Origin of the sequence: Synechococcus sp. A15-44 (assembly GCF_014280115.1) — a bacterium.
Taxonomy (GTDB): Bacteria; Cyanobacteriota; Cyanobacteriia; order PCC-6307; family Cyanobiaceae; genus Parasynechococcus.
Window position 1 is genome coordinate 487,234 of the sequence record NZ_CP047938.1, and the last position, 26,624, is coordinate 513,857.

Below are 26,624 nucleotides of genomic sequence, written 5' to 3' on the forward strand. Positions count from 1 at the left end.
GGACCATTGCGTGCCCACCAAAGGACCAACCCAGGTCATTGTTGAGACTGTTGGAGCAGGGGCCAGAAAGTCAGTCTGCTTCTTCGGTCTGCTGGGGTGGAGTGTCGTCCGTCATGGGCTCCTCCGATCTCGATGCCCATAGTTTTGTGCCTTCCGGGCACAAAGTCATCTGCATTAAGGCGCATTGCCTTGAGGGCCTGAACAATCGATTGTAGGGATGGCGTGCCTTTCAGTTGGTTTCAAGCCTCGGGCTGGTTGTCGACGCCCCTTGATGCCCGCTCTTCCGCTGTGAGGTATTCCTCGATGAGGGGGGAGTGTTCACCCCGCTGAACGGCGCTGATCTCCCGTTCGATGTTCTGAATGAACAGCTCGTTCCCGTTTCGCTTGGCCACCGCAAGCACACGCTCGAGGCGTTCCAGTTCCGCCTGCTGCTCGTTATTCATGCCATGGAACGTCAGTAATTTCCCACGCTGGCAGGGTTGGATCAAGAACGCTGAACAAGCTGGCCTGACGTGTTGCTGAGCTCGATGGGTTGTGCTCTGAGGCTGAGGTCAAAACCCGCTTATGCAGCCTCTGATTCCTCCTCCTCATACAAAGCCTTGAGCTGATCGAGCTCAACCATCAGATATTGAATTTCAAGCCAGTCCATCGAGAGGTCAATGGCGGTTTCCAGGCGGTCAATCTGACGCTTGAGAAGCTCCGGCATTCCGCCATTGGGCTGCATGGCTCCCATGTAACCGCGCTTGTCGCTGGATGCAAGACGATTGCTGACGACGATTGAGGGAAGGGCTTGCAGCGATCTATCCCGCCGTGTTTGCCCTCACAGACAAGCTGTTTGGCCTGTGGGAATGTTCGTTGGCTTCAACACCTTCAATGACCTTTTTGATGCACTGGTCGTTCAAGACCGGCTACCACGAAATTGCTGCCAAGAAGTTTCTGGCAACGGGTGCGCCTTTCCCTGAGTGCAAGTCCTGGAAGCGTTGGCACGCACCGGGTTCTGTTGAGGGCTGGATTCTCGTGGAGGCAGACAACGCCGATGCCTGTTAAGAGCACGCCGCGGAGTGGGCCGTGTGCCTCGACTGGGAGGTCACCCCAGTGCTGTCAGATGAGCAAGCTGGCCCCCTCATTGCCAAGGCCTACAGCTGATCGTCTGATGGGAGCAATGCTCCTCAACACTCCGGGGGGCTCCATAACCCGTTTGAACCATTCCAAGACGTTTTCGTTGAAATGGCTTCGTCGTACACGCCCCCTGATGGATTCGAACCATCGACCGACTGCTTAGAAGGCTTTGGTTGTAAAAGCCAAGATTCATTCCCACCACTGGTGTTCTTTGTTCGACTGTCTTGGGTGTGAGAAGGGATGTGAGAAGGTTTGGGGTTTTTAAAGGTCTCGGGGCTCGTCGGTAATGATCTGGGTGTCGAGCAAGGCCTCCCGCAATTGTGGTGGTCTTTGTGGACGAGAAGGGCCGCTTCTTGAATAAGCCAACGACGTAATCAAGTGCTCGTCGTGGTCCTTGGCGGCACGGAGTGTCACCGATGTATTCGACCGTCCAAGTCGGCCTGGCTTTGCAGACGCCGCAGGGCTCCGGCCGGCAGCGGTCGTCCTTCAGCGTGCCACGGCTGCGCCGTGGCGTGCAGCGGCCAACCGCCGCCGCCCTCCGCTTCGGTGCCGGTGGTGAGGTGGTGGGCAAAGCTGCTCTCCCGCGGCTGCGGTGGCCGGGCTCGCATGCGCGTGGATAGGGGAGTGGTGAGCCTCAAGTTTCCTCGCTCGGCTGCGCGGCCAGCTGGGTATTCAGGCCTGAATCTGGTGGGTTTGCTTATCAGCTTTTCGATCCATCAGTGCATGCCTTTGCTTTGCGTAGATCCATTGCACTGCAGTCGTTTTGGCCGGCTTAAAGTGCATTTGTACTGATAGAATAAAGACTGCGCCAATGGCCCAGAGCCCATCGCCGGCGGCAACTGAATTCCTGGTCTCGCCATCACTGCTGCGTATTCCTAAACGGTTGTGATGCCCCGATCAGTTGTCCTTTCTGGCAACTGAATCCATGGCTTTATGTCTTCAATCGTGGCCGGAGATCGTTCCGGCACGCTCGCTGGTCATCGTGGCTGGCGGCGGCCGTGATCTGGCCTGGCCGCATCAGCGGGTTGCCGCTGAATTGCTGGCCCGCAGCAGCTGCCGGCTGGTGCATCTGCTGCTCCATGGCGGTGCCCGCGGTGCCGATGCTGCCATCGGCCAAGCAGCCCATCAGCTGGGTTGGCCGTCGTTGGTGATGCCCGCCCAATGGCAGCGCCATGGCCGAGCGGCCGGGCCGATCCGCAACCGCGCGCTGCTGAAGCGGGCCATCGCTCAAGCGGTGCTGCACACCGGCCCGGGCGCGATCGCCTCAGTGCTGGTGGTGGCCTTTCCCGGCGGTGCCGGCACCGCCTCATTGCTGAATCTGGCTCGCCGAATGGCGCCCCGTTCTCCAGTGCCGATCGCCGTTGCTGAGGTCAGCACGTCGGCCGGGCTCTGGGCGGTTCCTGCCTCCGTCCGCCCCTGAAGCCTTGCGCCCCATCAGCGCATCGTTCTCACTTCAGTTCCTTCATTCCTCTTCAACTGTCATGGCTGTTCTCAACCCGATCCCTGCCGCTCCAGTCGCTGCCCCTGCGCTGGCGGCAGCCTCCTCTGCTGTCCCCCAGGCCGCCGGACCGTCCTGCTCGCTCCAGCGCTCCGGTTCCCTCTGGCAGCTGGGCATCGAGGCCCAGGAGCTCACCACCGCCATCGGCCTGCTGGCCGAACAGCTGGAAACCGATGCCCCAGAGCAGCGCGCCTCAGCACTGGCTGAGCTGGAGGCTGCACTTCTGGCGGAGGAGAACAACACACAAGCTCTCACCGCCAAGGCCGATGCCAGCTGCTGGGTGATCGAGCACCTGCGTGCTCAGGCGGCCTACCGCCAGCAACAGGCCAAGCGCCTCACCGAACTGGCCCGCGCTGATGCCAGCCGAGCCGATGCGCTTGAGGATTTGCTGCTGCTTGTTCTCACCCGGCTGCAGCCGTCAGCCACCCGCTTCTCCTTGCCGCATCACGAGCTGAGCTCGCGCAAGACGCAGGCCGTACTGATCGATGACGAGAACGCCCTCGATGCCCAGTGGTTGCACATCACCACCACCAGCAGGCCGGACAAGGCCGCCATCAAGGAAGCCCTCAAAGCAGGCCAGCAGATCACCGGCGCCCAGTTGATCTCCCGCCGCAGCTGGCGAATCCGTTAATCCGGCCCATCCCCTGTTGACCGTCCTTCTCTCTCCTTCCAACGACATGCACACCACCACCGCTGGGTTCTCCCCTGAGCAGCTCGCAGCTCTCTCCGCTCCCCTCGATCGCGCCAAGGTCCAGACCCGCCAGCAGGCTGGTCGATCCCTCGCCTACTTGGAGGGTTGGCAAGCGATTGCTGAAGCCAACCGCATCTTTGGCTTTGACGGCTGGCAGCGTGAAACCATCGCCCTGACGTGCGTCAACCACAGCGAGCGCTCGATTGGCCGCGATGGTCGCTCTGGCTGGGGTGTCACTTACACCGCCCGCGTCCGTATCCGCGTCGGTGCAGTGATCCGGGAAGGCAGCGGCGCCGGCCATGGCATCGACGCCGACCTGGGCCAGGCCCATGAATCCGCGCTCAAGGAAGCCGAAACCGATGCGATGAAGCGGGCATTGATGACCTTTGGCAATCCCTTTGGCTTGGCCCTCTACGACAAGCAGCAACGGCAGGTCACCAGCCCGGCGTCATCCACACCACCCAACACCCGTCATCGGTTGTCGACTCAACGCCCGGGCGCCGCAAGCAACGCAAAGGAAAAGGGCGGCCTGGAGCCCCTTGATGCCGCCACGGTCCAGACGATCCTGGCCACGGTCCGCAGGTTGACCCGCCCGGAGCTGGAGGGTTTCACCAAGGCGTTCCGCAAGCGGTTCCAGGTCCCCGCAGAGGCGACATCGATCGCCGATCGCATCAACCAGCGGCGGCATCACGACTGGATTGAAGCGTTTCTTCTGCAGCACCAAACAATGCGGCAGCCAACGTAGGAATCGGTTCTGTAGCGATTGATTCGCTCCGCATGGATCCTGCCTTGCTCGGGAAGCCGGCTGAACAGCATCGATCCACCAGAGGAGGTGCGTTCAGGCAGGGGCGGTCATGGGGGGCTGGCCATGGGTCTGGCAATCACGCCACCCGGCCTGCCCCGGCACCCGCGCCGCGCCAGGGCTGACGCGAGTCGCTCCGCTGCGCTGCGCGCCCCTTGCACGGCGCTGGCGGCGCCAGTGCTTGACGGCGGTGTCGTTCGCCAGCCCAGCCATGGCCGCCACTCCCCTGGTCCGCACCTGCTCGATCCGCATCATCTCGGTCCATCTGCTTGATGCCGCTGGCCGCCTCCTCAGGGTGCTCTTCCTCGATCGCGAGGGGCACATCTCATCGATGCCTCACTACGTGCCCCGCGATGAAGCCCTGATCCTGGCCTCCAATCAGCAGCGAGTGCTTGGGCATCAGGCCAGGGTTCTGGTGCTCTGAGGCGCCAGCGCCGCTCCCGGCCGGCACTGCCGGCCGGGATGCCGATCAACCCTTTCAACAGCTACCCGGGATGCAGATCGCTGGGTATAAACCGGTTAATCGCGGCAGCCCATGCCCGGCTATGCCACCAGCGCAAGTACCGAGGCAGCTTCTTCTGTCGATGAAGCAGGAGGGTCACTGAACCACCGAGCAACGATTGCTGGCTAGCGAATGCCCATCCCTGCTTTCGATCGGTTTGGCCTGCTGCCCGGTGGCATCCATGAGTGCACCATCGAAGAGGTCGAGATGAACCTGGCTTGGAACAACGAGCGGCGCCAACTGACTGCTCACCTGAGGGATTTCATCGCCGTTGAATTGGTGCCGCGGTTTGCCGTAGTCCCACCTGTTGTCCTCGATGGCAGTTACGTCAGTCAGAAGGCCAGCCCGAGCAATATCAATCTGGTTCTTGAACTCAGCGATCTTCCCGATACCGACCAGTGGGAGGGGCAGATGCTGCTTCAGGGCAAAGCAGAACTGTTTCGCAGCTACCAGATTGATCTGCATCTGGGCTTAAACGGTCTCAAGAAGGATTTCGTTGACCTGCTGCAGAACCTGCGCCCCCAGACGGCCCTCGAAAAGGGGCTTTATCACGGTCATCGCAAAGGCGTGTTGAGGTTGATGTGATGGGCAGTTGGATCGAGGCGATCGAGGCCAGGGCCCTCATCATTCATCAGGAGCTTCAGGCAGCTCGCGCGCTTGCTGTGCGCATGGGCCAGGAGCCTGATGCCATCAGCGGCCCCTATCTGGACATGCTGGCCAAGCTCTACCGGGAAGACTTTGCTTACGCCTCACTGGCTGATCAGGCTGATCTGGTGGCCCGTTTCACAGGGCCTGGTGTGACCAGGCCTGAGCCCCCGGTGTCTCTGGTGACAGGGGCGTTCTCCAAGTTGCGAACCCAGATTCAGCACATTGCCAAGTCGATTGCCGGCCTGGAGGACAGGACGGTGCGCTGGCCTACGCATCTTGATCCGCACCTCTCCGGCCTGGCCTACGGCAGCCTCGTTGTTGGCATGCGGGTGCCGCGTCCTGGGGAGGTCGACTCCCAGGGGCAGCTTGTGCTTGAAGGTGTCACGGACGGGCTCTATGCAGCGGTGCGTGATGCAGTACGCAGCCTGCCGATCATTCCCAGATTGATCCATGAGGAGGGTGTCAGCGACGAGGTCTATTCGCTCTTCCCGGACCCAGCGGTGCGTGACACCGTGATGCTGGCTGCACACAAGCTGGCGCCGTCCAAAAGCAGCAAGGGCATCACCGATCTATTCCTGAGCTGCCCCGGAGAAGAAAAGATTGCTCCGTTGCCACTCACCAAGAAAAGCCGGGAGATTCTGAGGCAGACCCTCGTGCAACCATCCAGCAAGCGCTCCAGTGGCACAGATTCCTTTGAAGGTGTTGTTCGGGAAATCGATCTGGATGCCCTGCGCTTTGAGATCCGAGGAGTCCGGTATCAGCGCGGTATCCGCTGCATCTACGACGATCGGCACAAGGGAACGGTGCGCGAGATCCTCGACTGCAATGTCCGCGTCAGTGGCAGCTACGAAGCCTCGGCTGATAAGCAGCCCAGGCTCGTGGAAGTGGAAACCATTGAGATCCTGAAACAGCCCGAAAAGCAGATAGATCTTCTCTAGAGATTGAATCTGCACTTGATGCTTCAATCTGCTCCGGGGCTTATCTCGCCCGAAACTGCCGCTTGCAATCGTCAAGCGTGATCACGCACTCGACCTGCCGGCAGCTGTTGATCACGCGATAGATCCTGCCCGTGGCCATGCACTTGGTGCGGGCATTGATGAAAGCCTTGAATTCGGTGTTGCAGGTGATCTCTTTTGTCCATCCCTGATCGGCAAGGCGCTCGATCGTGTACATGGCGAACACATCCTCTGAGCTGACCACACGATGCAGAGCTCAGAGGATATGGCCAGAAAGTTTCAGTTTGACCTTGGGATCATGCCTGTTCAAGTGAGCAACACTGCACCTGTGGCCAGCAGCTCCTGGCGATACCGCCTCAGGCCGGCAGGGCTGATATGGGCGACCTGGGTGCAACCATTCATCCAGAACTGAACCGCCACCAGATCCGCATGGGCGGTGGAGCCGAAACGCTGTTGCCGGAAGGATGCGTGTGACTTGAGGGCGTCAGAAGCCATGTCGAAAGCGCAAGTTGCCGAAGGAAACCGCATCCAGCGCAGGCCTGATGTTCGCTCTGCGATGGATTCAGAGATTGCGTCCGCCCTGACCGGTGGTGACAGCAGCGGCACTGGTGGGGTTCTGCAACGTGCGCCAGCTGCCGCAGGCTGTGCTCACCTCCACGCCGATCGCCGCCTGGATCGGATCAAACGCCAGCAAACGACTCCAATGAATCGCCGTCTCCAGGGCTTCCGGCAGGGAGGCGAATTCGTCGTCGAGATGGGGATGGGGCTGCATCGCAGCATCGGTGAGGCGATAGCGGCGCTCGCTTGGCATCAGCTCGGATCCGCCAGGGTAGTGTCGCTCACTGGTGCACCCTCGAGCTCCAGTTCCCGTACCAGCTCATAGGCGCTCCAGACGTCCTCGACCTCCCGGCAGTGATGGCCTGTGTCGCAGACCCGGTAGCGACCGGGTCGCAACCGCTCAATCGAGGAGCCGCGCGGGGTGCAGGCCACAGCAAAAGCAGGCATGAGTCTCAGCCGTCTCAGGATTGTCTAACCGGGATCTGCGGACGCTGTTGTGATCGATGCAGCACTTGGGCAGAAAAAAGGCGGGGGTCTCAAGCCCGCCTGGCATGACAACGGCCGAAGCAGGCTTCCCAGCCCGCTGTCCCGAGCGTCCCGCAGCTCGCGGGGTGCCGCGATCGGTACAACCACTCATTTCTCAGTTGTCTCATTCAGGTGTCTCTCGCCACCGGGATTCAGCAACCGCCCGGCCAGCTCCGCCGCCTGGAGGCAGCGCTGCGCCCGCCGTTTGACGTCGTCCTGGCTCCGGCCCCGCTCGATGTAGGCCTGCATTGCCTCTGGGGTTTCGATCAGCGCCAGCAATCCTGCGTTGCGGCCCTTGACGCGTGGATCCAACAGCAGCTGGCTCACCAGACTTTCGCTCCAGAGCCGATGGGCGTCGTTGTCTGGGCCAAAGAGCTCCTGGTGCAGGATCTGCAGGCATTCCTGTTTGAGCAATTCCAGCTGGCCGGGTTTGAGGCGGCGGCTGTTGGGCAGGCCCCTGGCAGCGTCTGCCTCATGCTCCACACTCCAGCTCAGGCCCGTGCCCGGTAGGCCCACCGTGCTCCGGGGGCCACCCCGGCGATTCACCGGCACATTGAACGAGGCACCCCGACCACCGACGGAGATCGAGCTCAGACCGTTTTTGGAGAAGTGAAACCGCAGGGGGCCCAAGCGGGCGGAGCGGCGGAAACGAAAAGCCATGGCGTCGTCCTCTGATCAATCGTTTGTCACGCAATAGCTGCCGGAGCCGTACCAGCCCATCGGGCAGCTGTTGCCCTCCTTCTCCATCGCCTCGCGTTGGTTGCTCGGGCTGCTCAGACAGTAGTTGCCCGAGGCGTAGAAGCCGATCGGGCAGCCATTACCCACCTTCTCAATCGCACCGCGACTGTTACCGCTCTTGCTTGGCACGCAGTAATCGCCTGAGGCGTAGTACCCCACCGGGCACCCACCCACCTTGGGCAGAGGACGCACCGGTTGCTGGGCCAGGGCGCTGGAGGTGGCGACAACGGACACCACCGCAAACATGCCCAGGGGAAGAACCGGCTTCATGGCCATGGCAAGCGCACATCTTCAATCCCAACCCACCCTGAGGCACACACCGCTGTGGTCAGCAGTTCAGCCGGGATTCATGCAAAACCTGCACACGTTCGCTGTCGATTCACACACCGGCGGCCGACATCACAGGTTTGACTGACATCCACCTGTCTGTCCTGGTTTGCCCGCCCTGGATCCGATCCTGCAGTCATGGAAGTCAGCCAAGTTCCTGCATGCCTCCGTTGGTGGCATTGCTGTGGCCGCAGGGTCGTCGTTCCTGTCTGGCCTACCAGCCCACGCTGCCCCCGCCACCGTCGTGTCGGTCGGCGACGGCGACACCCTCAGGGTGCGCAAGGCGGGGCAGACGATCACCATCCGCCTCGCTTGCATCGACGCGCCGGAGAGCAGCCAGAAACCCCACGGCGCCCAAGCCAGTGAAGCGCTCAAAGCCCTCGTTCCGATCGGCAGTGGGGTTGATCTGCGCATCAAGACCACCGATCGCTACGGGCGCTCCATTGCTGAGATCAGCCGTAATGGCCGGAACATCAACCAGGCCCTGGTGGCCTCAGGGGCAGCGTTTGTCTACTGGCAGTACATCAAAGGCTGTGACCGGCAGACCTACAGCCGCCTGGAGACAGAAGCACGCCTCAAGGGCCTTGGCGTCTGGAGCAAAGGCGGCGGCATCACCCGCCCCTGGGACTACCGGCGTGGGCGTCGCAGCTCTGGTTCCAGCCGTGGTGAATCCTCCTCAGGCGGCCGGCTCACCTGCAAGCAGATCGGCTCCTACGCCAGAGCCCAGGCGTTGCTCAGGCAGGGGCACAGCAACCTCGATCGCGACGGCGATGGACAGGCCTGTGAGGGGTTGCGGGGGTGAGTGAGTGAAGCGGGCTACAGATCAATGAGCCCGGCACCGCCCGCAGCATCAAGAACCTGCCCGGCAGCTGGAGCACCTTGGCCTGCCTAATTCTCGTCGGCATGTAGCCGCAGGCCCGCGTAGCGGTAGCGGCTAAAGCCGGATCAGGGCTCAGTGCTGGAGATCGAGGCGGAGTATCAGGAGGCCGTGCGGTTGCGAAACAACAAGTATTAGTGGTCACCAAAAGTATGCACGTGGTGCATAAATTCAGCCCTGGTTGGATGAATTGAACGGATGGGATTGATCGGATCCTGCAATGGTTTTGCCAAGTGATGGCCAGCTGTGCCATCCAGGCATCATCCTGGGGTTCGATCAGCCGCAGACTTGCGTAACCGTTGGACTTCCGCCAGCTCTTCAAGCTCCGCCTGGTGGTGGCGGCCATGGGCGAGACCCAGCGGCTGGGCTGGTGGAACAGTGGCGTGCTCACCAGTACGGGGGAGTTCCTGTTCCAGCAGGGCTTTCCCCGCTCGGCGCCGTTTGCCCAGACTCGGGCTGGGTTCCGGGTGGCCCAGCTGGCCTGCGATGAATCCCTGGCGATCCAGCCCACCCCGGGCGGGCCGATCACATGCCACTTGTTCAGGCTGACGCCCCAGCTGGAGGACGCCTTCGAGAACGAGCGCAACCGCTGGATGGATGAGCCAGAGGAGTGGGCGGACTGCTTCCAGGCGGCCTGGGGCCTGAGTGCAGAGCAGTGGCCCCAGGCCCTGGTCGAGCTGGCGGACCTGGACCCGGCTGCCCTTGACTGGGCGCGCCAGCAGACCCCCCAGACCGCCAAGGCCTTGCGGCTGGACGATCCCTTCGAGATCAACCAGGGCCACATCGAGCGGCTGGCGGCGGGCTTTCTCTGCGGCCAGCCAGGGCAGCTGGTGGTCCCGTATCTGCAGGCGGGGGGCTAATGGCAACGGCAACCAAGGCCAAGCGCAAGCCGGCTCCTGCCGCAGCGTCTGCTCCAGCAGCGCAGAAGAAGACTGGTGCTGCGGCAAAGCCAGCGGCCCCCAATAGTGCACGCAAGGCCAGCGCCAAAGCCAAGCCCCAGTCGAAGAGCAAAAGCAAGGCCAAGGCCAACGCCTCAGCCATCACCCCGTACAACAGTGATGGCCTCATCCGCGGCCCACTGATCAGCGACACCCTGCAGGCGCTGCAGGGCTGGGATCTGGAGGCCAGCAAGCGCGTCAACCTGGATCAGTTACGGCAGAGCAACAGCATTGGCGCCCCCACCCAGGCCTGGCTCAAAAAGGTCTGCAGTGCCCTCAGCGCCCGCTTCGATCCGGAGGGGAAAGATCGGAGCCTGCTGCTGGCAGCTCGCAACGCCACTGGTCAGCGCCATTGGAAGCCACTGCTGCTCTGGCACCTGGCCAACACGGATCGGCTGCTTGGCGATGGACTGCGCTGGAGCGCAAGGGTGTACAGCGACGGCGGCGACCTGCTCCAGACAGAGCAAGCGCTTGCTTGGCTTGAGAGCACCGGCAGCCACGAGCACCCAGAGGTTGCCGTCTGGAGCGAAGCAACTCGCAAGCGCGTAGCCGGTGGCCTGCTGAAGGCCGGCGTCGATTTCGGCCTCCTGCAGGGCCGCGTGAAGCGCCGCTTCACGTCCTACTACCTCGCGGATGAGCCACTGCTCTATGTGCTGCTGCAGGCCCTGGCCAGCAACCGCACCACCGCAGCGGCCCTGAGCGATCCGCGCTGGCTGTGGTTCCGTCTGCCTGAGGCCGAGCTGGAGCATCGCCTGCTGCTGCTCCATCAAGCCCAGGTGATCAGCTACTACCGCGCCGGCTCGGTGGTGGACCTCAAACTGCCGGCGAGCAGCGCTGAGGCCCTGGTGCAGGAGGTGTGGACATGAGCCAGAAGGAATGGCAACGCTGCCTGCAACAGCAGCTCGAACCGGTGCTTACGGCGCCCGACTCCGGCGTGGGCCTGAGCACCTACACCGACATGCCGTTCGGGATCTTCCTCTACCCCCCAGAAGACGAATGGGAGCTGCGCCAGGCGTTGCGGGATCTGGTGGTGCGGCTGGAGAACGCCGGTAAGTCCGTGCAGCGCTTGTCGATGGCCGAGCTGCTGAAGCAGTCGATCGAAGCCGCCGGACTGTCGCTGGAGGAGATCGCCCAGGGGGAAGCCGACTTGGGCATCGCGATGGTGCGCGACACCATCCGCGACGTACTCAGCGGCAAGGCGGCTGGCTCCACACCCCTCGATCAGCTGGTGGCTGAAGCCGTCGATAAATCCAAGCCAACCACTAGCCACATCGTCTTCCTGGAGCGGGTGGGTGCGCTGTTTGGCCTGCACCGGCCCTCAGCCCTGCTGGAGAACCTGCACCACAAGGTGAGTCATCCGGTGGTGCTCTTCTACCCGGGCCAGCGAGACGGCCCGGCGGGGCTGCGCTTCATGGATGAAGCCGAAGCCGACCACAACTACCGCCCCAAGCTGTTCGCCTGACCATGACCACCACCGCTATCCGAGAGCTGTTCTCCGGTCGGATCGACCGCAAGATCGAAGAGGTCATCAAGGTCGATCAGGACGACGTGGCGATCGTGCGCCAGGAGATCGACGAATACATCCTCACCGAGTCGATTGAGCAGAATATGCTGCGGGTGCTGGATGGCTACCGGCAGTCGGTGAATCAACCCAGCGAGGCGATCGCGATCTGGGTGGCGGGCTTCTTTGGCGCAGGTAAGTCGAGCTTTGCCAAGTATGTGGGGCTAGCAGTCAGCAATCGGGATTTAGGAGGCGAAAGCGCTGGAGACCTACTAGGACGCAGAGCCAATAACCAGGCCATCAAGGCACTTCTCGGAGCAATCAAAGAACAGATCCCCACCGAGGCGATCATTTTTGACGTCTCGGCTGATCGCAACGTCAACGCCAGCGACGCGCTCACCAAGATCTTCTACCGCAAGCTGCTCGATCACCTCGGCTACTCCAGCAGCCTGGAGGTGGCCGAGCTGGAAATCGAACTGGAGGAGCAGGGCCGCATGCAGGCCTTTCTAGATGCGTTCGCCCAGCTCTACCCCGGGGAAGACTGGGCCGTTGCCAAAACCCGGCTGCTGCAGGCCATGCCCAGGGCCAGTGCGGTGATGCACGCCCTCGAACCGCAGACCTACGCCGAGAAGGACAGCTGGCTCAAGAGCGCCCGCGATGAAAGCGTGCCGATCACACCCGCCAGCCTGGCGGAGCGCACCATCGAGCTGATGGCGCGCAAGCACCCCGGCAAACAGCTGATGTTTGTGGTGGATGAGGTGGGCCAGTACGTGGCCCGCGACATCCAGAAGATGTTGGATCTGCAGGCCATCGTCCAGCAGCTCGGCGTGAAGGGTCGCGGCAAGGTGTGGATGATGGTCACCTCCCAGGAGAAGCTCTCCGATGTGGTGGGGTATCTCGACGACAACCGCACTGAGCTGGCCCGCCTGCAGGACCGCTTCCCTTACAAGCCGGTGCTGGAGCCCTCCGACATTGCCGAGGTCACCAGTCGGCGGGTGCTGGGCAAAAACAGTGGGGGCGAACAGACCCTCCAGGGCCTGTTCCAGCAGCACCAGGGGCGCCTCGCCAGCCATACCAAGCTCGACACCAAGATCCGGCTGCCCGAGCTCACCGGCAAAGCATTCGCCGACCTCTACCCCCTGCTGCCGTATCAGATCGAGCTGATCATTCAGGTGGTGTCGGGCCTGCGCCTCTCCGGTGGCGCCAGCAAACAGTTCGGCGGGGCCAACCGGGCGATCATCAAGCTCGCGCAAGAGCTGCTCACCAATCCCCAGTGCGGACTGGCTGATGAGGTGGTGGGCACACTGGTGACGCTGGATCGGGTCTACGACCTGCAGAGCAACAACATCGATTCGCAGTACCGCGGCAAGATCAGCGACATCGCCACCAAGGCCAGCCACCGTCTGGCAGTGCCGGTGGCCAAGGCGATCTGCCTGCTGCAGTTCGTGGATCAGGTTCCGGTCACCGAGCGCAACATCGCCGTGGTGCTGCATCCACGGGTGGATGGTGACTCACTGGAATCGGAGGTGCAGGAGGCCTGCCGGCATCTGGAGGAGCGCAACCTGATCCGCAAAGCGGACGGACAGTACCGCATCCCCAAACCGGAAGAGGAGGACTGGGAGCAGGTGCGCAGCCAGCAGGCGCCATCGGCCCAGGATCGCCACAACCTGCTGCAGGAAGCCCTGCGCCAGAACTGGGAGCCCGTACCCAGCGCCGGTCTGGGCAATGGTGTGAAGAGCTTCAAGGCGGCCCTGCACTTCCGCGGCAGCGAAGTGGTGAAAGGCGATGTGCCGGTGAAGGTGGAGCGGGTGGATGGCAGCGAGAGCTTCGAGGATCGGGTGGAGCAGCTGCGCCAGCTGAGCCAGCAAGACACCAACACGTTCTTCTGGGCCATGCGCCCCAGCCCGGAGCTGGATCGTGCGCTGGGGGAGTGGTTCCGCTCCCAGAAGGTGATCGACCTCAAGGGGCGCGACGCCAGCGGCAAGGGCCAGGTGCAGCTAGTGAGCGAGGAGCGGCGCAAGCTGGAGGGCTTCCGCCAGGAGGCCTGCCGCCTGGTGGATCAGGCTCTGATTCACGGCCAGGTGCTGCTCAACGGCGGCCCCTGCAGTATCGGTGCGAACGCCAGCCGGGCCGTAGAGGCCATCCGCGAGGCCCTCAGCGATGGCCTGGCCCAGATCTACGAACGCTTTGGGGAAGCGGCGGTCAGCCCCAGTGGCGACGAACTGAGCAAGCTGCTCAGCGCCGACAACCTCAAGGGCCTCACCGGCTCCATCGAAACCCTGCGCCTGTGCAAGGAGGAGGGCGGCCAGTGGGTGATCGACACCAAACGGCCGGCCCTGCAGGCGGTGCTCAACCGCATCAAGGTGAAAGGGGGCCAGAGCGGCAAGGAGCTGGCCGATCACTTCGCCGATGCGCCCTACGGCTGGACGCTCGATGCCGTGAAGTTCCTGGTGTCAGCTCTCCAGGTGGGCAGCCACCTCAAGGCCACCCACAACGCCCAGAGCTTTGTGGGCAGCGCCAACCCTCAGGTGCGGCCCCTGTTCACGAACAACAGCACCTTCCGGGCCACCGCCTTTGGCGTGCACACCGGCACGATCACCGTTGAGGATGTCATCGAAGCCAGCAAGCAGTTCCAGAAGTTCGCGGGCAAAACGGTTCCCGGCGTACAACCTGGCCCGCTGGCGAAGGAAATCCGCAATACGGCAGTCGGCGTCAATGCCGACCTCAACGCCGCCAGCAAGGCGATGGTGCCGCTGGAATTACCGGGCCGGGAGGCGTTGGATCAGGCCTGTGAGCAGGTGTCCACCTGGCAGGACAGCGACGATGAGGAGGTGGTGAAGGCCTTCCGCGCCAGTGCTGAGGCCGTGAAGGAGCAATGGCAGCGGGCCACGGCGATCAAGGACGTGCTCGACTCCCGTATGGAGGATCTGCGCCGGGCTCGCCATGCCCTGGGCGAACGGCTCTGGGGCCAGCTGCAGCAGGAAAGTGACCTGCCGCAGGAGCTGATCGAGGCCGAGCACCAGCTGCGCGATCTGCTGCAGTCGCTGAGCTTCTACGAACGGCTCCCCGAGATTGACCAGCTCACCAAGAAGCTGGAAGACGCTTACGACCAGCGCCGCAGCGAAGCTCGACAGGCGCTAGCCGCCCAGGTGCAGCAGCGGATAGCTGAACTGGAGCAGGCCCCAGGGTTTACCGAGCTCGACGGCGAGCGGCAGGAGCAGCTCAAAGAGCCCTTGATGCAGAGAGCAAGCACTGCCGAGGGGTTGGACCTGGTGCGGCTGCGCGATCAGCCCGCCATGCTCGAAGGCGTGCTGCGCCAGCAGGAGCACAAAGCCCAGCAGTGGGCGTTCCCAGAGCAGGAGGTGAGCACCGTGAGCGTGCGGGAGCTCTGCCGCGAGCCGTTTGATTCCGATGGCCTGGAGGAGGTGCTGGGTCGCATCCGCCAGCGCTGCGAAGAAGAACTGGGCAATGACCGCAAGGTCTTGTTGCAGTGAGGAGGGCCTGAACCATGGAGAAGGATCAACGCACCAGGCTGCAGAAGGCCACCCAAGACGCCCGCAGGCTGCTGGAAGAGGAGTTCCGCAGCCAGCTGCTACAGGCCTACGACATCGACGTGGACAAAGTGCGCTGGGCGGAGGAGCCCGGTGCGCACCTGCTGGCTGAGCAGCGATTGATCCGCGAGAAGCTCGTGGCCTGGATCGAGCACAAGGAAGCCCAGATCAACGACCGCAAGGAGGCGCTGCTGCTCGCCCTGCGGGAGATGGCGTTCACGGCGCTGAACCGCTTTGTGGCGCTCAAGCTGATGGAGGCCCGCGAATTGGTGCGTCCCTGCGTGAGCGGAGGGCTTGAGAGCGCCGGTTTCCTGGAGTTCACAGCCGTGGCTCAGGGGCTGCTGGCGGATCAGGAGAGCAGCTACCGGCTCTATCTGGAAACGATCTTTGAGGATGTGAGCCGCGAGTTGCGGGCCCTGTTTGATCCGCGTGATCCCGCCAGCCTGCTGTGGCCGAAACGAGCAGCGCTCCTAGAGCTTCTGGACATCCTCAACCGACCGGAGTTGGCCGAACTCTGGAGCGAGGACGAAACGCTCGGGTGGGTCTATCAGTATTTCAACGATGACGCCGAGCGCAGGAAGATGCGCGAGGAATCGGCTGCACCGCGGAACAGTCGGGAACTGGCGGTGCGGAACCAGTTCTTCACCCCGCGGTATGTGGTCGAGTTCCTCACCGACAACACCCTCGGGCGCATCTGGTACGAGATGCGTCAGGGAGATACCGATCTGAAAGACCGTTGTCGCTATCTGCTGCGGAGGCCCAACGAGATCTGGCTGCAGCCAGGGGAAGAGGCTCCAGCGCGCTCAGACACTGAGGTGGCACTCAGCCAAGAGGAGCTACTGCGCCAGCCTGTGCACATTCCCCATCGAGAGCTAAAAGATCCCCGTGAGATACGGATGCTAGATCCGGCTTGTGGGTCGATGCATTTCGGTCTCTATGCCTTTGATCTCTATCTAAAGATCTACGAAGAAGCCTGGCAGCTCGTTCAGTGTTCCGATGAGCAGGCGAAGCATTGCGAAGCTTTTGCGGCCTTTGCTGACTATGCAGCAAGCATTGAAGACAAGGCGGCTTTCTTGAGTGAGATTCCCAAGCTGATCATTCAGCATAACGTTCACGGTATCGACATTGATCCCCGGGCAACCCAGATCGCCAGGCTGACGCTCTGGCTGCGGGCGCAGCGAGCCTGGAAAGAGCAGAAGCTGGAGACTGCTGATCGGCCTCCGATTAATCGATCTAATGTGGTATGCGCAGAGCCCATGCCAGGAGAGCGGGAGCTACTGGCCGACTTCGTAGACCAGCAATTCCCCGAGGCAGAACGGGGTCTTGTTCAACAGCTTCTGGAAACAATATTTGACAAGATGCAGCTGGCAGGAGAAGCTGGTTCATTACTTAAAATTGACGAAGAGATTCGAGATGCGATTGATCGAGCGCGAAGGGAATGGCAAAAACTTGCTGTTCAGCAGCGGGATCTTTTCGGTCATGCCGAATTAGCAGTACTGGGCGAGGTCGGATCTTCACTAGAGGCCGATCTTCAGAGCCTGACTAAGGATTTCTGGATCAATATAGAGGAGCGCATTTATTCTGCGCTGTCCAGCTATTCCGGGCATGCTGAAAATGGAGGAGGTTTCCAGCGGCGACTCTTCGTAGAGGATGCGGCACAGGGATTTGCATTCATTGATGCATGTCGCAAGAGTTACGACGTCACCTTGATGAACCCACCTTTTGGAGATTCATCCAAGCCGGCGAAAGACCTCATATTTTCCTATTATGATAGGGAGAGAATTGATATAGGAGGCTGTTTTATTACAAGATTTGGGGCCATGCTTGCCCCTGGGGGAAAACTTGGTGTTATTGCCAATAGAACTCTATTGTTCGCCGCAACTCTGGAAGAGTGGCGAATGTCGCAGTTGGCGTTTACAGAGACGGCCCTTGATTTGGGCCATGGAGTTTTGGACGCGTTGGTAGAAACGGCTGCCTTTACACTTTCACGCCAGTCATCTGGGACGGCATTCTTTATTGGCGCTATTGATGCTCCTGAGAAGGATGAATCTGCAGTTCACTGCATCAAGAGCTTTGTTCACTCAAAGCCATCAATAGGTGTAATTAGGACTATAGACGACTTTCGCTGCCTGTACGGTGCGCCATTCGCATATTGGGCCCCGCAGTCATTGATTGAAAAAATAAAGCACTTGCCATTATCCGAAGATCTTGGCGTAATCGCGAGGCAAGGCCTGGCAACGTGCGATAACTTTCGTTTTTTAAGGCTTTCACAGGAGCTCCCCCTTTCGCAGGGCCGCAATAATTGGTATCCCTTAGCGAAAGGAGGAGAATATCAGCCATTCTGGGCCGATGTTCCACTCCGTGTCAACTGGGGAGCTCAAGGGAAAGAAGTCAAGGCTTTTGTCGACAAGCTCCATGGACAGTGGTCAAGGGTTATTCAAAGCACTAACTTATATGGCGTTCCAGGGGCTACTTTTAGTGCCAGGACCGCAAGTTCACTTAGCCTAAGAGTACTCCCTCAAAATGTTATTTTTGATAAAAAAGGGCCTTTTGTGGGCGCCGAAGATAAATTGGCAAGCTCAAGACTGGGTGCCATTCTGGTAGGCCTTAGTTACACTACGCCATACCGTTTTCTTGTGGAGACGGCGATAGGTCTTAGAGATGCCACTACATCTGGTAGTGCCGCCAGGGATTATCTTCCTTCCACTATTCAGAGACTCCCCTGGCCTGATCTGCCTGATGAGCAGATAGAAAAAATTTTTCAAGCATCGCTTCGAGCAATTCTTGCTATGAGGCAAATTGAATCGATTAAAGAAGGAAGCTCCCATGAGCATGAGCCTATTCGATGGTCAATTCATTACTCGCTCCCCGAAGTCGCTAGATCGCATTTTTTGAGATGGATTTCATTGCAAGAGAAAATCTATGCTGAGGCTGATTTGCTTGAGGCAATGTCTTATGAGTCCTTTGGGGCTAGTGACGCTGATGTGCTCGCTTTTGAAAGCGTTGCTGGGAGGAGTCCACTCTCGTACTCTAAAGATATAAATGTTGATCCTGGCTACGTCTGCGAGCTGCTTGAAACATCTGTCGAAGGACTGATTGAGTTAGCGGTCGGGTCCGGAAAGTCTCAATCGACAATATACAAGAAGGGTTACTGGGGAGACCGATCAATTGAGTTGATCTCGCATATTTGTGAATGTCACCCTCTAAAGCTCCTGGAGATAGCGAGAGCCTGCTCCGTGCCTTCTGGATGGATCAAGTGGACTTCTTGGAGAATGCTTTCGGCATCGATTGGAATACTCTTTGGGCGGATAGCTCCGGCCTCCTATTTCGCGGACTCCAGCGACGTTTTGCCAGTGAGCCCGTTTGTTGTGACCACAATGGGATCGTCAGATATGTCGCCGGTGCAAGTCAGTGAAGAGCCCGTATTCTGCGATGACGCTGGTCATCAACGGGATATTGTTGGCATATTAAGCGAGGTCCTAAAGAGTTACGCAGGAGGAATCTCGCTTGAGCAGTTGTGCGTGGAGATTGATCCCCTGAGAGGTCCACGTGAGTTCCTGCGTGGCAAGTTCTTTGAACTGCACTTATCTGCAGCGTCAGCTTACCGACGTCAGGCTCCCATTTACTGGCAGGTCTCAGCCGCTAACGGGAGCTATTCAGCTTGGCTTTACTACCACCGCTTCACACAAGACACTCTCTACCGAGTCCTACGTGATTTCGTCGAGCCCCGCATCCAGCAGACCGAGCGCGAGCAGTTCGAGCTTGAATCCCAGGGAGCTCTTTCAGGGGATGCAGCAGTCCGTCTTCAGGAGGCGCAGACACTTCTCCAGGATCTACGGATCCTCAAGAGCGAGCTTGATCTGGTCGCTCCGCTCTGGAATCCCAACCTCAACGATGGCGTGATCATTAACCACGCCATCCTCTGGCGCATCACGCCCTACACACCCTGGCAGAAGAAGTGCAAGGGGTGCTGGGACAAGTTGATGAAGGGCGACTACGACTGGGCCCATCTCGCCTTCCATCTCTGGCCAGAACGGGTGATCTCCAAGTGCACCACCGATCGCAGCCTGGCGATCGCCCATGGATTGGAAGAGCGCCTCTGGCAGGAAACCAACAACGGCAACTGGTTGCCGCGGCAGCTGTCTGAAGCTGGTCTGCAAGCACTGATCGCTGAGCACAGCAATCCAGCGGTCAAGAGCGCCCTGGAGCGGTTCCTGGCTGCACCACCGCCCGTGGCGCCAACCCGCACCCGTGCCAGCCGCAGCACTCGATCCACTGGCAGTTCTGCTCAGCGGCGCCCCCGTGGCACCGCTGCAGTGGTGGATGCGGAAGCCACCCGCCAGGTGCTGCTCGCCCTCACCGCCGCACCATCCGATGGCCTGGCTAAGGCGGCGATTGCTGATCTGATCGGCGTGGAGGCCAACGCCCTCACTGCCGTGATCAAGCAACTCAAGGAGAGCGGTCAGATCGATCAACTGGGCGAACGTCGCGGCGCGCGCTACGTGCTCAGTGAGCAGAGGCGCGCTGCTGTGGCCTCAGAAACTGAGGTCGAGGCCTGATGGTGCAGGCAGCTCCCAACAAACTGGAGGCTCGCTTCTGCCAGGAGCTCTCCAAGCAGCTCAGCCTGCACCGGGTGGTGCTGCTGTTTGACCCTGCCGAGCAGCTGCGCTCGCTGCTCGATGCCCTGGCCACCAGCGAGCCCAGCAAAGAAGGGCCCGGTGGGCTGAACCTCGGCGAGCTGCAGGCCCAGTGGGTCGTGGCGGGCACCAGCTTGTTTGCGTTGCGCCATCAGCTTGAGCCGTTGGTTTGCGCTGATCTGCCCGATCCGCTGCTCGTCTACCTGCCCCAGAGGCACGAGGCCGACTGCCGGGCCACCCTGTTGGAGCTGATCCGCGCCGGCACGGTCTTCGAGGCGCAGCTGGTGAACCGGGCCCGCGTCTACCTGCGCGAGGTGATGGAGCCCGAAAAAGTGGAGCAGCTGCTCAAACGGCCCGATCTCACCTACCGCGACATCGCCATCGCCCTCGAGCAATCGGGAGACGGTGGCTTCAGCCAGCTCAAGGCCCTGTTCCGCCAGCAGCTCGGTGGCATGGGCAGCCCTCCCGAAAATGCCGAGCTGGCCCGGCTCTGGTTGGCATCCGATCAGTTCGATGCCGGCATCACCGCCAAGGGTCTGGAGAGCGAACTGCAGGATCTGCTCCATAGCCGCTGGGGCCTGGGCTTCCCAGCAGACGCCCCCCTGGTCGACTGGCGCCAGCGAGCCCAGCGGGCCCTGCTCCTGCACGAGTTCCTCCACGATTGGCATGGCGATGAACTCACCGCCTTCGCCAAGCAATCCCTGCCCGTGGGCAAGGCGACAGAAGAAAACGCCCTCACCGATGTGAAGGCCCTGCGCCGCAACCATGCCGGCGCCTACATCACCATCGCCGCACGAGTGGAAACCGAGCTGGGCCTGCGGGAGTTGATCAACAGCGAACGGCCTGGCGTGCTCGGCGCCATCGACACCTTCCCCTGCGAGGAGCAGTTTCTGCTGCGCAGCGTCGATGCCTTCCTCGCCAAGGGGGAAGCCGCCAAAGCCCAGGAGCTGGTGCTTGCCCGCCACGACAGCTTCTGGCTGGTGGGCCAGCCCACAGATCCAACCCAATCGCAGCGGCGGCTGCAGTGGGAGCTGGCACGCACCGCCGCATCCCTTGGCCTGGCCCTCGATCAGGCGGAAGCCCTGCTGCCGAAGCCAACGGCTCCCGTCGAAGCCTGGTTGGCCTATCAAGCCGATCTGGCCCACCACGTGGATGGCCTACAGCGGCGCCTGGAGCAGCAGGTGGCTGAACTCAGCGCTGCTGCCGTTGAGGTGGGCCAGGGTCTGGAGCAGCTGCGCAACCGCTATGAGCAATTGCTCGACAAGCAGACCCAGCGCTTCACGGATGCCTTCCAGCAGGCCGGCTGGTTGATCCCCGGCGCCATGGCTCAGACCCGCATCTGGGCCGAACGCGTGCAGCCAGGGGCTGGCCGAGCGGTGGTGTTCTGGGTGGATGCCCTGCGCTACGAGATGGGCGCCTCCCTGCATGAGCGCTTCAGCGGCTGGAGCCGCGAACAGCTCAGCGACCTGCGGCTTGAGATCGCCCAGGCAGCGCTTCCCTCGATCACGCCGGTGGGCATGTCGGCCCTGCTGCCCGGCGCCGAGCGCAGCTTTGCCGTCACCGAAGGCGACGGCGAACCCTGCTCAGTGGTGGATGGCGTGCCGGTGGGCTGGAGCAATGACAAGGCCAAGCGCCTCGCCCACCTGCAGCAGCGCGTGCCTGCGGCGGTGGTGCTCAACCTGGTGGAGGTGATCCGCAGCAAGGAGGCGGTGCTGCTGGAGAAGCTCGCGGGCAACGGCCCGGTGGTGATCACGAGCATCGGCATCGATGAGGCCGGCGAGCGCGACAGCGACGAGCGCCTCGCCAATGTGCGCGCCGACATGCAGCGCGAGCTCGACACCATCGAAGAAGCCGTGCGCCGTCTGGCTGCTCTGCCCCTGGAGCAACCGCTGGAGCGCTTCGTGATCACCGCTGATCATGGGTTCCTGCATCTGCCCCTGGGCCGCGAACCGGCGATGCGGATCCCAGCGCCCACGGGCAAAACCTTAAAGCTGGAGCGCCGCTGCTGGCTGGGCCATCCCTCAGCTGTTCAGCAGCCCTGCATCGAGATCCCCCCAGCTGAGCTCGGTTACGGCAGCAAGGGGCTCTCGGTCGTGGTGCCCCGCTCAGCTGGCGTGCTCAAGGCAGGGGGCAGCCTTTGTTATCACCACGGCGGCACAAGCCTTCAGGAGGTGCTGATCCCGCTGCTCAGCTTCCGCTGCAATCCAGCGAGTACTGCTGAAGAGAATTCCAAGGCCCCCAAGGCCAAACGATCGAAGCGGAATGCCTGGCCTGGAGAGCTGCCTGAGAGGATCACCAACCGCATCCTGATGCTGCCGATCGAGCTGCCTGTCGATCTGATGAATCACGGGAAAGAGCGCCAAGTGGTGCTTGCCGCATACGACAGCAAGAGCGAGGAGTTGGTGGCCACTCCAATTCAGGCCATTGGGGCCGAGCTGGATCGCGACACCAACCGACTGACGCTCACGCCTGGCCAGCCCGCCACCATCGGATTGATGCTCCCGTCCGACGTGAGCGCCAAGAAGCTCTATCTGGAGCTGCGTGATGCCGCCACCGACCTGGTGCTGCACAAGAGCCCGGATCTGGCTGTCGATCTGATCGGATGATCCCCATGGAGCAAGAGCGCCTCATCCCCTCCGCCGAAAGCCTCACGGTCGAGTTCAAGTCCGATCACAAGGGGCCGCTGAGCGATAAAGATCTCGTGCTGGCTGCTGTTTGCCTGGCCAACAACCAAGGCGGCGATCTCTATCTCGGCGTCGAAGACGACGGCACTGTGACCGGTCTCCACTCCACGCGAGACCGGAGCCGAGACCTGGCCGCAGTGATTGCCTCACGCACCAACCCTCCGCTGCCGATCAGCGCCTCACCCATCCAGGAAGCCGGCAAGGAGTTGATCTGGTTCCAGGTGCCATCCATCCAAGGGAGCGTCTTCAGCAACGACGGCAAGGCCGTGATCCGAGCCCTGGATGCCAAGGGCAAGCCCACCTGTCGCCCGATGACGGCTGTTGATGTGGTGCGCCGCGCCAATCAACAGCGAGAGATCGATTGGTCATGCTTGCCAGCTTCTGGAGCCACCCTCGCTGACCTGAACCCTGCTGAGCGGGACCGGCTCCGTGCAGCCGTGAAGCGCCATCGAGGAGAAGCCTCACTCCTTGAACTGGGAGACGACGAGCTCGATCTGGCTTTGGGGCTTGTGACTCAAGGGGCAGACGGGGCAATGGTCCCCACCCATGCCGGACTGCTGCTGATCGGCCATGAGATTCCCCTCAAGCGGTGCATGCCTGGCCATGAGGTGGGCTTCCAGGTGCTCCAGGGCACAGACGTGCGGGTCAACCGTTTCCTGCGTGGCCCTTTGCTTTCCGTGGTTGATGAGATTGGCCAGAGGCTCGAGCCCTTCGTGCAGGAGCAGGAGATCGAGGTGGGCATGTTCCGGGTGCCCATCCCCAACCTGCCCAGCAGCTGCTTCCGGGAAGCCTTCATCAATGCCCTCTCGCACCGGGACTACACCGCCCTGGCGCCCGTGACCGTGCAGTGGCAGCTCGGGGAGAGCCTCACAATCAGCAATCCGGGAGGGTTCGTGCGGGGAGTCAGCCTCCACAACCTGCTGACTGCCCCACCGCGCTCTCGCAACCCTGTCCTGGCCGATGCCCTCAAGCGCATCGGCCTGGCTGAACGGACCGGCCGCGGGGTCGATCGCATTTTTGAAGGCCTCCTCGAAGCCGGCCGCCCAGCTCCGAATTACGCCCGTTCCACCGACGACGACATCGTGGTGGAACTCAGCACCCGCCCCGCCAACCTGCAGCTGGTGACTCTCTGGCAGGACTACCAGCAGCGCCAGGGGCATCCCTTGGCGCTGCTCAGCCTACTGGTCCTTCATCTGCTTCACGAGCAGCGCAAGCTCACGGTGGAGCAACTCGCTGAGCAGTTGCAACGCGATCCAGCCCTGGTCAGACGCCATGTGGAACAGCTGCTGGAATCAGGCCTCGTGGCAGCTCAGGGCCAGGGACGGGGCCGCGCTTACACCCTCTCCCAGCGCGTTTATGCCGCATTCGACCAGGCAGAGGCCTACCGCCAGCAGGTGACGCTCTCCCCCGAGGAGATCGACCGGCGCATCCTGGAGCTGGCTGGCGGCGTGGAGGTGCTGCGCCGGAAGGATGTGCTGGAGGCCCTGAGCGGACTGGAAAGCCGTCAGGCCACCTATGCACTGAAGCGCCTCTGCAGCAAGGGGAGACTGATCCCCCTCGGCAGCAGCAGGGGGAGGACCTACCAACTTCCTCCATAGATACGGACATTTACGGACGCGTTCGTATTGGTTGCTGGCGCGTTCGTATCTTGTTCGTTTCTTGTTCGTTCCCGGCCTTTAGCCACGCCCCCGGTCGCCACCAGCCCATGTCCACCACCAGCCGCGATGCCCTAGACGACAAGGTCAATCAGGTCTTCGCGGGCAAATGCGTCCGCAAAGACCTGGTGCGGGCCGTGAAGGTGGGCGCCAACGTGCCGGTATTCGTGCTCGAGTACCTGCTCGGCAAATACTGCGCCTCCTCTGATGCGGCCGCCATCGAGCTGGGCCTTTCAGTGGTGCGCGACACCCTGGCCAACAACTACATCCGCCCCGACGAGGCCACCAAGGCCCAGAGCAAGGTCAAGCAGAAGGGGCGCTACACCTTCATCGACAAGGTGAAGGTCCGCCTGGTCGGCAACAGCTATGTGGCCGAGTGCGTCAACTTCGGCAGCAACAGCCTGCGCATCTCCGATGACGATGTGCACGCCTTTGAGCGGCTGCTCACCGGTGGAGTCTGGGCCCAGGTCGAGGTGGAGTGGGATGAGAGCGACAGCAAAGCGCCGTTCTCGATCAGCCAGCTCACACCGATCCAGCTGGCCAGCTTCAACCTGGATGAATACCGCAAGCTGCGCACCCAGTTCAACACCGAGGAGTGGATCGATCTTCTGATCCGTTCCATGGGCTACGAGCCCTCTCAGTTCAGCCAGCGGCTCAAATACCTTTTCCTGCTCCGCTTGATCCCCCTTTGTGAGCGCAATTACAACCTCGTGGAGCTAGGCCCCCGCGGTACCGGCAAGAGCTTCGCGGTGCAGGAGCTCTCCCCCTACGCGGCCCTGCTCACTGGGCCCACCACCGTGGCCAACCTCTTCGGCCACATGAACGGCAAGGTCAAGGGGATGGTGTCCATCTGGGACGTGGTCGGTTTCGACGAGGTGGCCGATCTCCAGAAGATGCCCAAGGAAGTCATCACCACCATGAAGACCTACTGCGAGTCGGGGCAATTCCAGCGTGGTGCCGAGAGCTTCGCCGGCGACGCAAGCATCGCCATGTTCGGCAACACCCAGCAGCCGATCGATGTGATGGTGCAGACGGGGCATCTGTTTGTCCCCATGCCCGACATCATCCGCGACGACCGGGCCTTCATCGACCGGTTGCACTGCTACCTGCCGGGTTGGGAAATGCCCAACATGCGCAATGAGTTCTTCACGGACCACTACGGCTTTGTGATCGACTACCTGGCGGAAGCCCTACGCGACCTGCGCAAGCTCAACTACACCGAGCTCTGCGACAGCCAATTCGGCCTGGGCAGCCACCTCAACACCCGCGACCGCAAGGCCGTGCGCCGCACCGTCTCCGGCCTGGTCAAGATCATCCACCCCCATGGGGAGCCATCTAAGGAAGACCTTGAGGAGATCCTCAAGCTCGCTATCGAGTGCCGCCGGCGCGTCAAGGAGCAGCTCAAGAAGATGGGCTCCTTCGAATACAGCCAGACGTCGTTCAGCTACTCCGATAACGATTCAGGAGAGGAACACTTCGTTGGCGTGCCCGAGCAGGGAGGCCAAGACCTGATCGCCGCTGAGCCGATGGCCCCAGGATCGGTCTACACCGCATCCGTCACTGGCGATGGCACGGTTGGCCTCTACCGATTGGAGGTGTCCATCGCGGCAGGAAACGGCAAACTCAAGCCGGCTGGTGGCATCAGCGGCCCGATGAAGGAATCAATCCAGCGCGCTTTCGCCTACCTGCAGGCCAACAAGAGCGCCTTCTCGATCAGCCACGAGGCCGACAGCTACGACTACAACGTGGAAGTCATCGACCTCCTGGGGAACAAGGTGGAAGCCGAGGTGGGGATGGCTTTCTTTGTGGCCGCCTTCTCGGCCATCCGCCGGGCCCCGGCCCGTGCCGGCATGCTGGTGATTGGCGACATGAGCATCCAGGGCAATATCAAAGCCGCCCGCTCCCTGGTGGAACCCCTGCAGGTCGCCATGGACAACGGTGCTCGCTGCGCTCTCATTCCCGGAGAAAACAAACGAGCCTTCCTTGAGGTCAGCACCGATGTGATCGACAAGATCGATCCGATTTTCTACAACGATGTGAAGACGGCCACATTCAAGGGCCTCGATCTGAACTGAATCAAAGGCGTTTGCCTGCTGCGCGGAGACAGTTGAGCAGTTGATTGCTCTTGAGCCTCAAACTTTGACCGCGCAGGCCTTTGCATGGTGCAGGGCGGCGTCAAGGATCGGAAACTCAGCGCTTGGGGGAACACTGAAAGCAGATGCTCATGCCGCCATGGACTATCGCCATCACCGGCTGGCTGTGCTGCGCAGGCAGTTGGCTCAGCTCACTGCCCAGATATGCGCCACTCCCGTGGGCTCACCCGAGCGGGATGCCTTGCTGATCCCGATGGAGCCTCTGATGGACACGGTTCTGGCGCTTGCCGACGAGCTGCACTGTTGAGCGGCTAGCTCCCAGGG

General features: G+C 61.6%; 25 protein-coding genes and 1 pseudogene. 17 read left to right on the forward strand and 9 right to left on the reverse strand.

The window, feature by feature from the left end; genetic code table 11:
* Positions 1–239: 239 nt before the first annotated feature.
* Positions 240–443, reverse strand: a complete 204-nt coding sequence (locus SynA1544_RS02655; protein WP_114988289.1) for a hypothetical protein — start codon at positions 441–443, stop codon at positions 240–242.
* Between the two features lie 119 nt (positions 444–562).
* Positions 563–733, reverse strand: coding sequence for a hypothetical protein (locus SynA1544_RS02660; RefSeq protein WP_186515619.1), 171 nt, complete (start codon positions 731–733; stop codon positions 563–565).
* 140 nt (positions 734–873) lie between these two features.
* Here SynA1544_RS02660 and SynA1544_RS02665 point away from each other — a divergent pair.
* Positions 874–1,146 (forward strand): annotated as a pseudogene (locus tag SynA1544_RS02665) (DUF3303 domain-containing protein).
* A gap of 383 nt (positions 1,147–1,529) precedes the next feature.
* On the opposite strand, the gene SynA1544_RS02670 reads toward SynA1544_RS02665, so the two are convergent.
* Complete coding sequence (locus tag SynA1544_RS02670) at positions 1,530–1,727, reverse strand: hypothetical protein (protein ID WP_186514724.1); 198 nt, start codon at positions 1,725–1,727, stop codon at positions 1,530–1,532.
* 317 nt (positions 1,728–2,044) lie between these two features.
* Between SynA1544_RS02670 and SynA1544_RS02675 the strand changes: the two genes are divergently transcribed.
* The 6 genes from SynA1544_RS02675 to SynA1544_RS02700 all read left to right on the forward strand — a co-directional run bounded on the left by SynA1544_RS02675 (position 2,045) and on the right by SynA1544_RS02700 (position 6,198).
* Entirely contained in the window at positions 2,045–2,539 is a 495-nt protein-coding gene (locus SynA1544_RS02675) for an SLOG family protein (RefSeq protein ID WP_186514725.1), read from the forward strand.
* Between the two features lie 61 nt (positions 2,540–2,600).
* The gene (locus SynA1544_RS02680; RefSeq protein WP_186514726.1) at positions 2,601–3,248 is read left to right on the forward strand and encodes a siphovirus Gp157 family protein; all 648 of its coding nucleotides are present in this window, start codon (positions 2,601–2,603) and stop codon (positions 3,246–3,248) included.
* A 16-nt stretch (positions 3,249–3,264) separates the two neighbouring features.
* Positions 3,265–4,053: an RAD52 family DNA repair protein gene (locus tag SynA1544_RS02685; RefSeq protein WP_255477690.1), complete on the forward strand. Its 789-nt coding sequence runs from the start codon at positions 3,265–3,267 to the stop codon at positions 4,051–4,053.
* 109 nt (positions 4,054–4,162) lie between these two features.
* A complete protein-coding gene (locus SynA1544_RS02690; protein ID WP_186514727.1) occupies positions 4,163–4,534 on the forward strand; it encodes a hypothetical protein in 372 nt (123 codons plus the stop codon).
* Positions 4,535–4,744: 210 nt separating this feature from the next.
* Positions 4,745–5,197, forward strand: a complete 453-nt coding sequence (locus SynA1544_RS02695) for a hypothetical protein (RefSeq protein ID WP_186514728.1) — start codon at positions 4,745–4,747, stop codon at positions 5,195–5,197.
* Positions 5,197–6,198 (forward strand): hypothetical protein, encoded by a 1,002-nt coding sequence (locus SynA1544_RS02700; protein ID WP_186514729.1) that lies wholly within the window; start codon positions 5,197–5,199, stop codon positions 6,196–6,198. Before SynA1544_RS02695 ends, SynA1544_RS02700 begins: the two co-directional genes overlap by 1 nt.
* Positions 6,199–6,238: 40 nt before the next feature.
* Here SynA1544_RS02700 and SynA1544_RS02705 read toward each other — a convergent pair whose 3' ends face one another.
* The 6 genes from SynA1544_RS02705 to SynA1544_RS02730 form a co-directional block, all read right to left on the reverse strand.
* The gene (locus tag SynA1544_RS02705; protein WP_255477691.1) at positions 6,239–6,460 is read right to left on the reverse strand and encodes a hypothetical protein; all 222 of its coding nucleotides are present in this window, start codon (positions 6,458–6,460) and stop codon (positions 6,239–6,241) included.
* Between the two features lie 62 nt (positions 6,461–6,522).
* Positions 6,523–6,711 carry a hypothetical protein gene (locus SynA1544_RS02710; RefSeq protein ID WP_186514730.1) on the reverse strand — a complete coding sequence of 63 codons (189 nt, stop codon included), beginning with the start codon at positions 6,709–6,711 and terminating at the stop codon, positions 6,523–6,525.
* Positions 6,712–6,778: 67 nt separating this feature from the next.
* Positions 6,779–7,027, reverse strand: coding sequence for a hypothetical protein (locus tag SynA1544_RS02715; protein ID WP_186514731.1), 249 nt, complete (start codon positions 7,025–7,027; stop codon positions 6,779–6,781).
* A complete protein-coding gene (locus SynA1544_RS02720; RefSeq protein WP_186514732.1) occupies positions 7,027–7,221 on the reverse strand; it encodes a hypothetical protein in 195 nt (64 codons plus the stop codon). Before SynA1544_RS02720 ends, SynA1544_RS02715 begins: the two co-directional genes overlap by 1 nt.
* Positions 7,222–7,407: 186 nt before the next feature.
* On the reverse strand, positions 7,408–7,959 hold the full coding sequence (locus SynA1544_RS02725) for a DUF4236 domain-containing protein (RefSeq protein WP_186514733.1): 552 nt from the start codon (positions 7,957–7,959) through the stop codon (positions 7,408–7,410).
* 15 nt (positions 7,960–7,974) lie between these two features.
* Positions 7,975–8,313 carry a hypothetical protein gene (locus SynA1544_RS02730; RefSeq protein WP_186514734.1) on the reverse strand — a complete coding sequence of 113 codons (339 nt, stop codon included), beginning with the start codon at positions 8,311–8,313 and terminating at the stop codon, positions 7,975–7,977.
* A gap of 160 nt (positions 8,314–8,473) precedes the next feature.
* On the opposite strand from SynA1544_RS02730, the gene SynA1544_RS02735 reads away from it, so the two are divergent.
* From SynA1544_RS02735 to SynA1544_RS02780, 10 genes are all read left to right on the forward strand, one after another.
* Positions 8,474–9,166 carry a thermonuclease family protein gene (locus SynA1544_RS02735; protein WP_255477692.1) on the forward strand — a complete coding sequence of 231 codons (693 nt, stop codon included), beginning with the start codon at positions 8,474–8,476 and terminating at the stop codon, positions 9,164–9,166.
* Between the two features lie 374 nt (positions 9,167–9,540).
* Entirely contained in the window at positions 9,541–10,101 is a 561-nt protein-coding gene (locus tag SynA1544_RS02740) for a BrxE family protein (RefSeq protein WP_186514735.1), read from the forward strand.
* Entirely contained in the window at positions 10,101–11,045 is a 945-nt protein-coding gene (locus SynA1544_RS02745) for a BrxA family protein (RefSeq protein WP_186514736.1), read from the forward strand. Before SynA1544_RS02740 ends, SynA1544_RS02745 begins: the two co-directional genes overlap by 1 nt.
* Complete coding sequence (locus SynA1544_RS02750) at positions 11,042–11,641, forward strand: BREX protein BrxB domain-containing protein (protein ID WP_186514737.1); 600 nt, start codon at positions 11,042–11,044, stop codon at positions 11,639–11,641. The genes SynA1544_RS02745 and SynA1544_RS02750 overlap by 4 nt, the downstream gene beginning before the upstream one ends.
* 2 nt (positions 11,642–11,643) lie before the next feature.
* Complete coding sequence (brxC, locus tag SynA1544_RS02755; protein ID WP_186514738.1) at positions 11,644–15,174, forward strand: BREX system P-loop protein BrxC; 3,531 nt, start codon at positions 11,644–11,646, stop codon at positions 15,172–15,174.
* Positions 15,175–15,188: 14 nt separating this feature from the next.
* Positions 15,189–19,790, forward strand: a complete 4,602-nt coding sequence (locus SynA1544_RS02760; RefSeq protein WP_186514739.1) for a hypothetical protein — start codon at positions 15,189–15,191, stop codon at positions 19,788–19,790.
* Positions 19,790–22,474, forward strand: a complete 2,685-nt coding sequence (locus tag SynA1544_RS02765; RefSeq protein WP_186514740.1) for a PglZ domain-containing protein — start codon at positions 19,790–19,792, stop codon at positions 22,472–22,474. Before SynA1544_RS02760 ends, SynA1544_RS02765 begins: the two co-directional genes overlap by 1 nt.
* A 5-nt stretch (positions 22,475–22,479) precedes the next feature.
* The gene (locus SynA1544_RS02770; RefSeq protein ID WP_186514741.1) at positions 22,480–24,150 is read left to right on the forward strand and encodes an RNA-binding domain-containing protein; all 1,671 of its coding nucleotides are present in this window, start codon (positions 22,480–22,482) and stop codon (positions 24,148–24,150) included.
* Positions 24,151–24,257: 107 nt separating this feature from the next.
* A complete protein-coding gene (gene brxL / locus SynA1544_RS02775; protein WP_186514742.1) occupies positions 24,258–26,282 on the forward strand; it encodes a protease Lon-related BREX system protein BrxL in 2,025 nt (674 codons plus the stop codon).
* A gap of 157 nt (positions 26,283–26,439) precedes the next feature.
* Positions 26,440–26,607, forward strand: a complete 168-nt coding sequence (locus SynA1544_RS02780; protein ID WP_186514743.1) for a hypothetical protein — start codon at positions 26,440–26,442, stop codon at positions 26,605–26,607.
* The last annotated feature ends 17 nt before the right edge of the window (positions 26,608–26,624 follow it).

Coding starts and splice junctions, on each gene's coding strand:
- SynA1544_RS02765 (WP_186514740.1), top strand. CDS start 19,790: ATGGTGCAGGCAGCTCCCAACAAACTGGAGGCTCGCTTCTGCCAGGAG.
- SynA1544_RS02655 (WP_114988289.1), bottom strand. CDS start 443: ATGAATAACGAGCAGCAGGCGGAACTGGAACGCCTCGAGCGTGTGCTT.
- SynA1544_RS02780 (WP_186514743.1), top strand. CDS start 26,440: ATGGACTATCGCCATCACCGGCTGGCTGTGCTGCGCAGGCAGTTGGCT.
- SynA1544_RS02745 (WP_186514736.1), top strand. CDS start 10,101: ATGGCAACGGCAACCAAGGCCAAGCGCAAGCCGGCTCCTGCCGCAGCG.
- SynA1544_RS02710 (WP_186514730.1), bottom strand. CDS start 6,711: ATGGCTTCTGACGCCCTCAAGTCACACGCATCCTTCCGGCAACAGCGT.
- SynA1544_RS02760 (WP_186514739.1), top strand. CDS start 15,189: ATGGAGAAGGATCAACGCACCAGGCTGCAGAAGGCCACCCAAGACGCC.
- SynA1544_RS02690 (WP_186514727.1), top strand. CDS start 4,163: ATGGGGGGCTGGCCATGGGTCTGGCAATCACGCCACCCGGCCTGCCCC.
- SynA1544_RS02675 (WP_186514725.1), top strand. CDS start 2,045: ATGGCTTTATGTCTTCAATCGTGGCCGGAGATCGTTCCGGCACGCTCG.
- SynA1544_RS02660 (WP_186515619.1), bottom strand. CDS start 733: ATGGGAGCCATGCAGCCCAATGGCGGAATGCCGGAGCTTCTCAAGCGT.
- brxL (WP_186514742.1), top strand. CDS start 24,258: ATGTCCACCACCAGCCGCGATGCCCTAGACGACAAGGTCAATCAGGTC.
- SynA1544_RS02695 (WP_186514728.1), top strand. CDS start 4,745: ATGCCCATCCCTGCTTTCGATCGGTTTGGCCTGCTGCCCGGTGGCATC.
- SynA1544_RS02750 (WP_186514737.1), top strand. CDS start 11,042: ATGAGCCAGAAGGAATGGCAACGCTGCCTGCAACAGCAGCTCGAACCG.
- SynA1544_RS02720 (WP_186514732.1), bottom strand. CDS start 7,221: ATGCCTGCTTTTGCTGTGGCCTGCACCCCGCGCGGCTCCTCGATTGAG.
- SynA1544_RS02770 (WP_186514741.1), top strand. CDS start 22,480: ATGGAGCAAGAGCGCCTCATCCCCTCCGCCGAAAGCCTCACGGTCGAG.
- SynA1544_RS02730 (WP_186514734.1), bottom strand. CDS start 8,313: ATGGCCATGAAGCCGGTTCTTCCCCTGGGCATGTTTGCGGTGGTGTCC.
- SynA1544_RS02715 (WP_186514731.1), bottom strand. CDS start 7,027: ATGCCAAGCGAGCGCCGCTATCGCCTCACCGATGCTGCGATGCAGCCC.
- SynA1544_RS02670 (WP_186514724.1), bottom strand. CDS start 1,727: ATGCGAGCCCGGCCACCGCAGCCGCGGGAGAGCAGCTTTGCCCACCAC.
- SynA1544_RS02725 (WP_186514733.1), bottom strand. CDS start 7,959: ATGGCTTTTCGTTTCCGCCGCTCCGCCCGCTTGGGCCCCCTGCGGTTT.
- SynA1544_RS02680 (WP_186514726.1), top strand. CDS start 2,601: ATGGCTGTTCTCAACCCGATCCCTGCCGCTCCAGTCGCTGCCCCTGCG.
- brxC (WP_186514738.1), top strand. CDS start 11,644: ATGACCACCACCGCTATCCGAGAGCTGTTCTCCGGTCGGATCGACCGC.
- SynA1544_RS02700 (WP_186514729.1), top strand. CDS start 5,197: ATGGGCAGTTGGATCGAGGCGATCGAGGCCAGGGCCCTCATCATTCAT.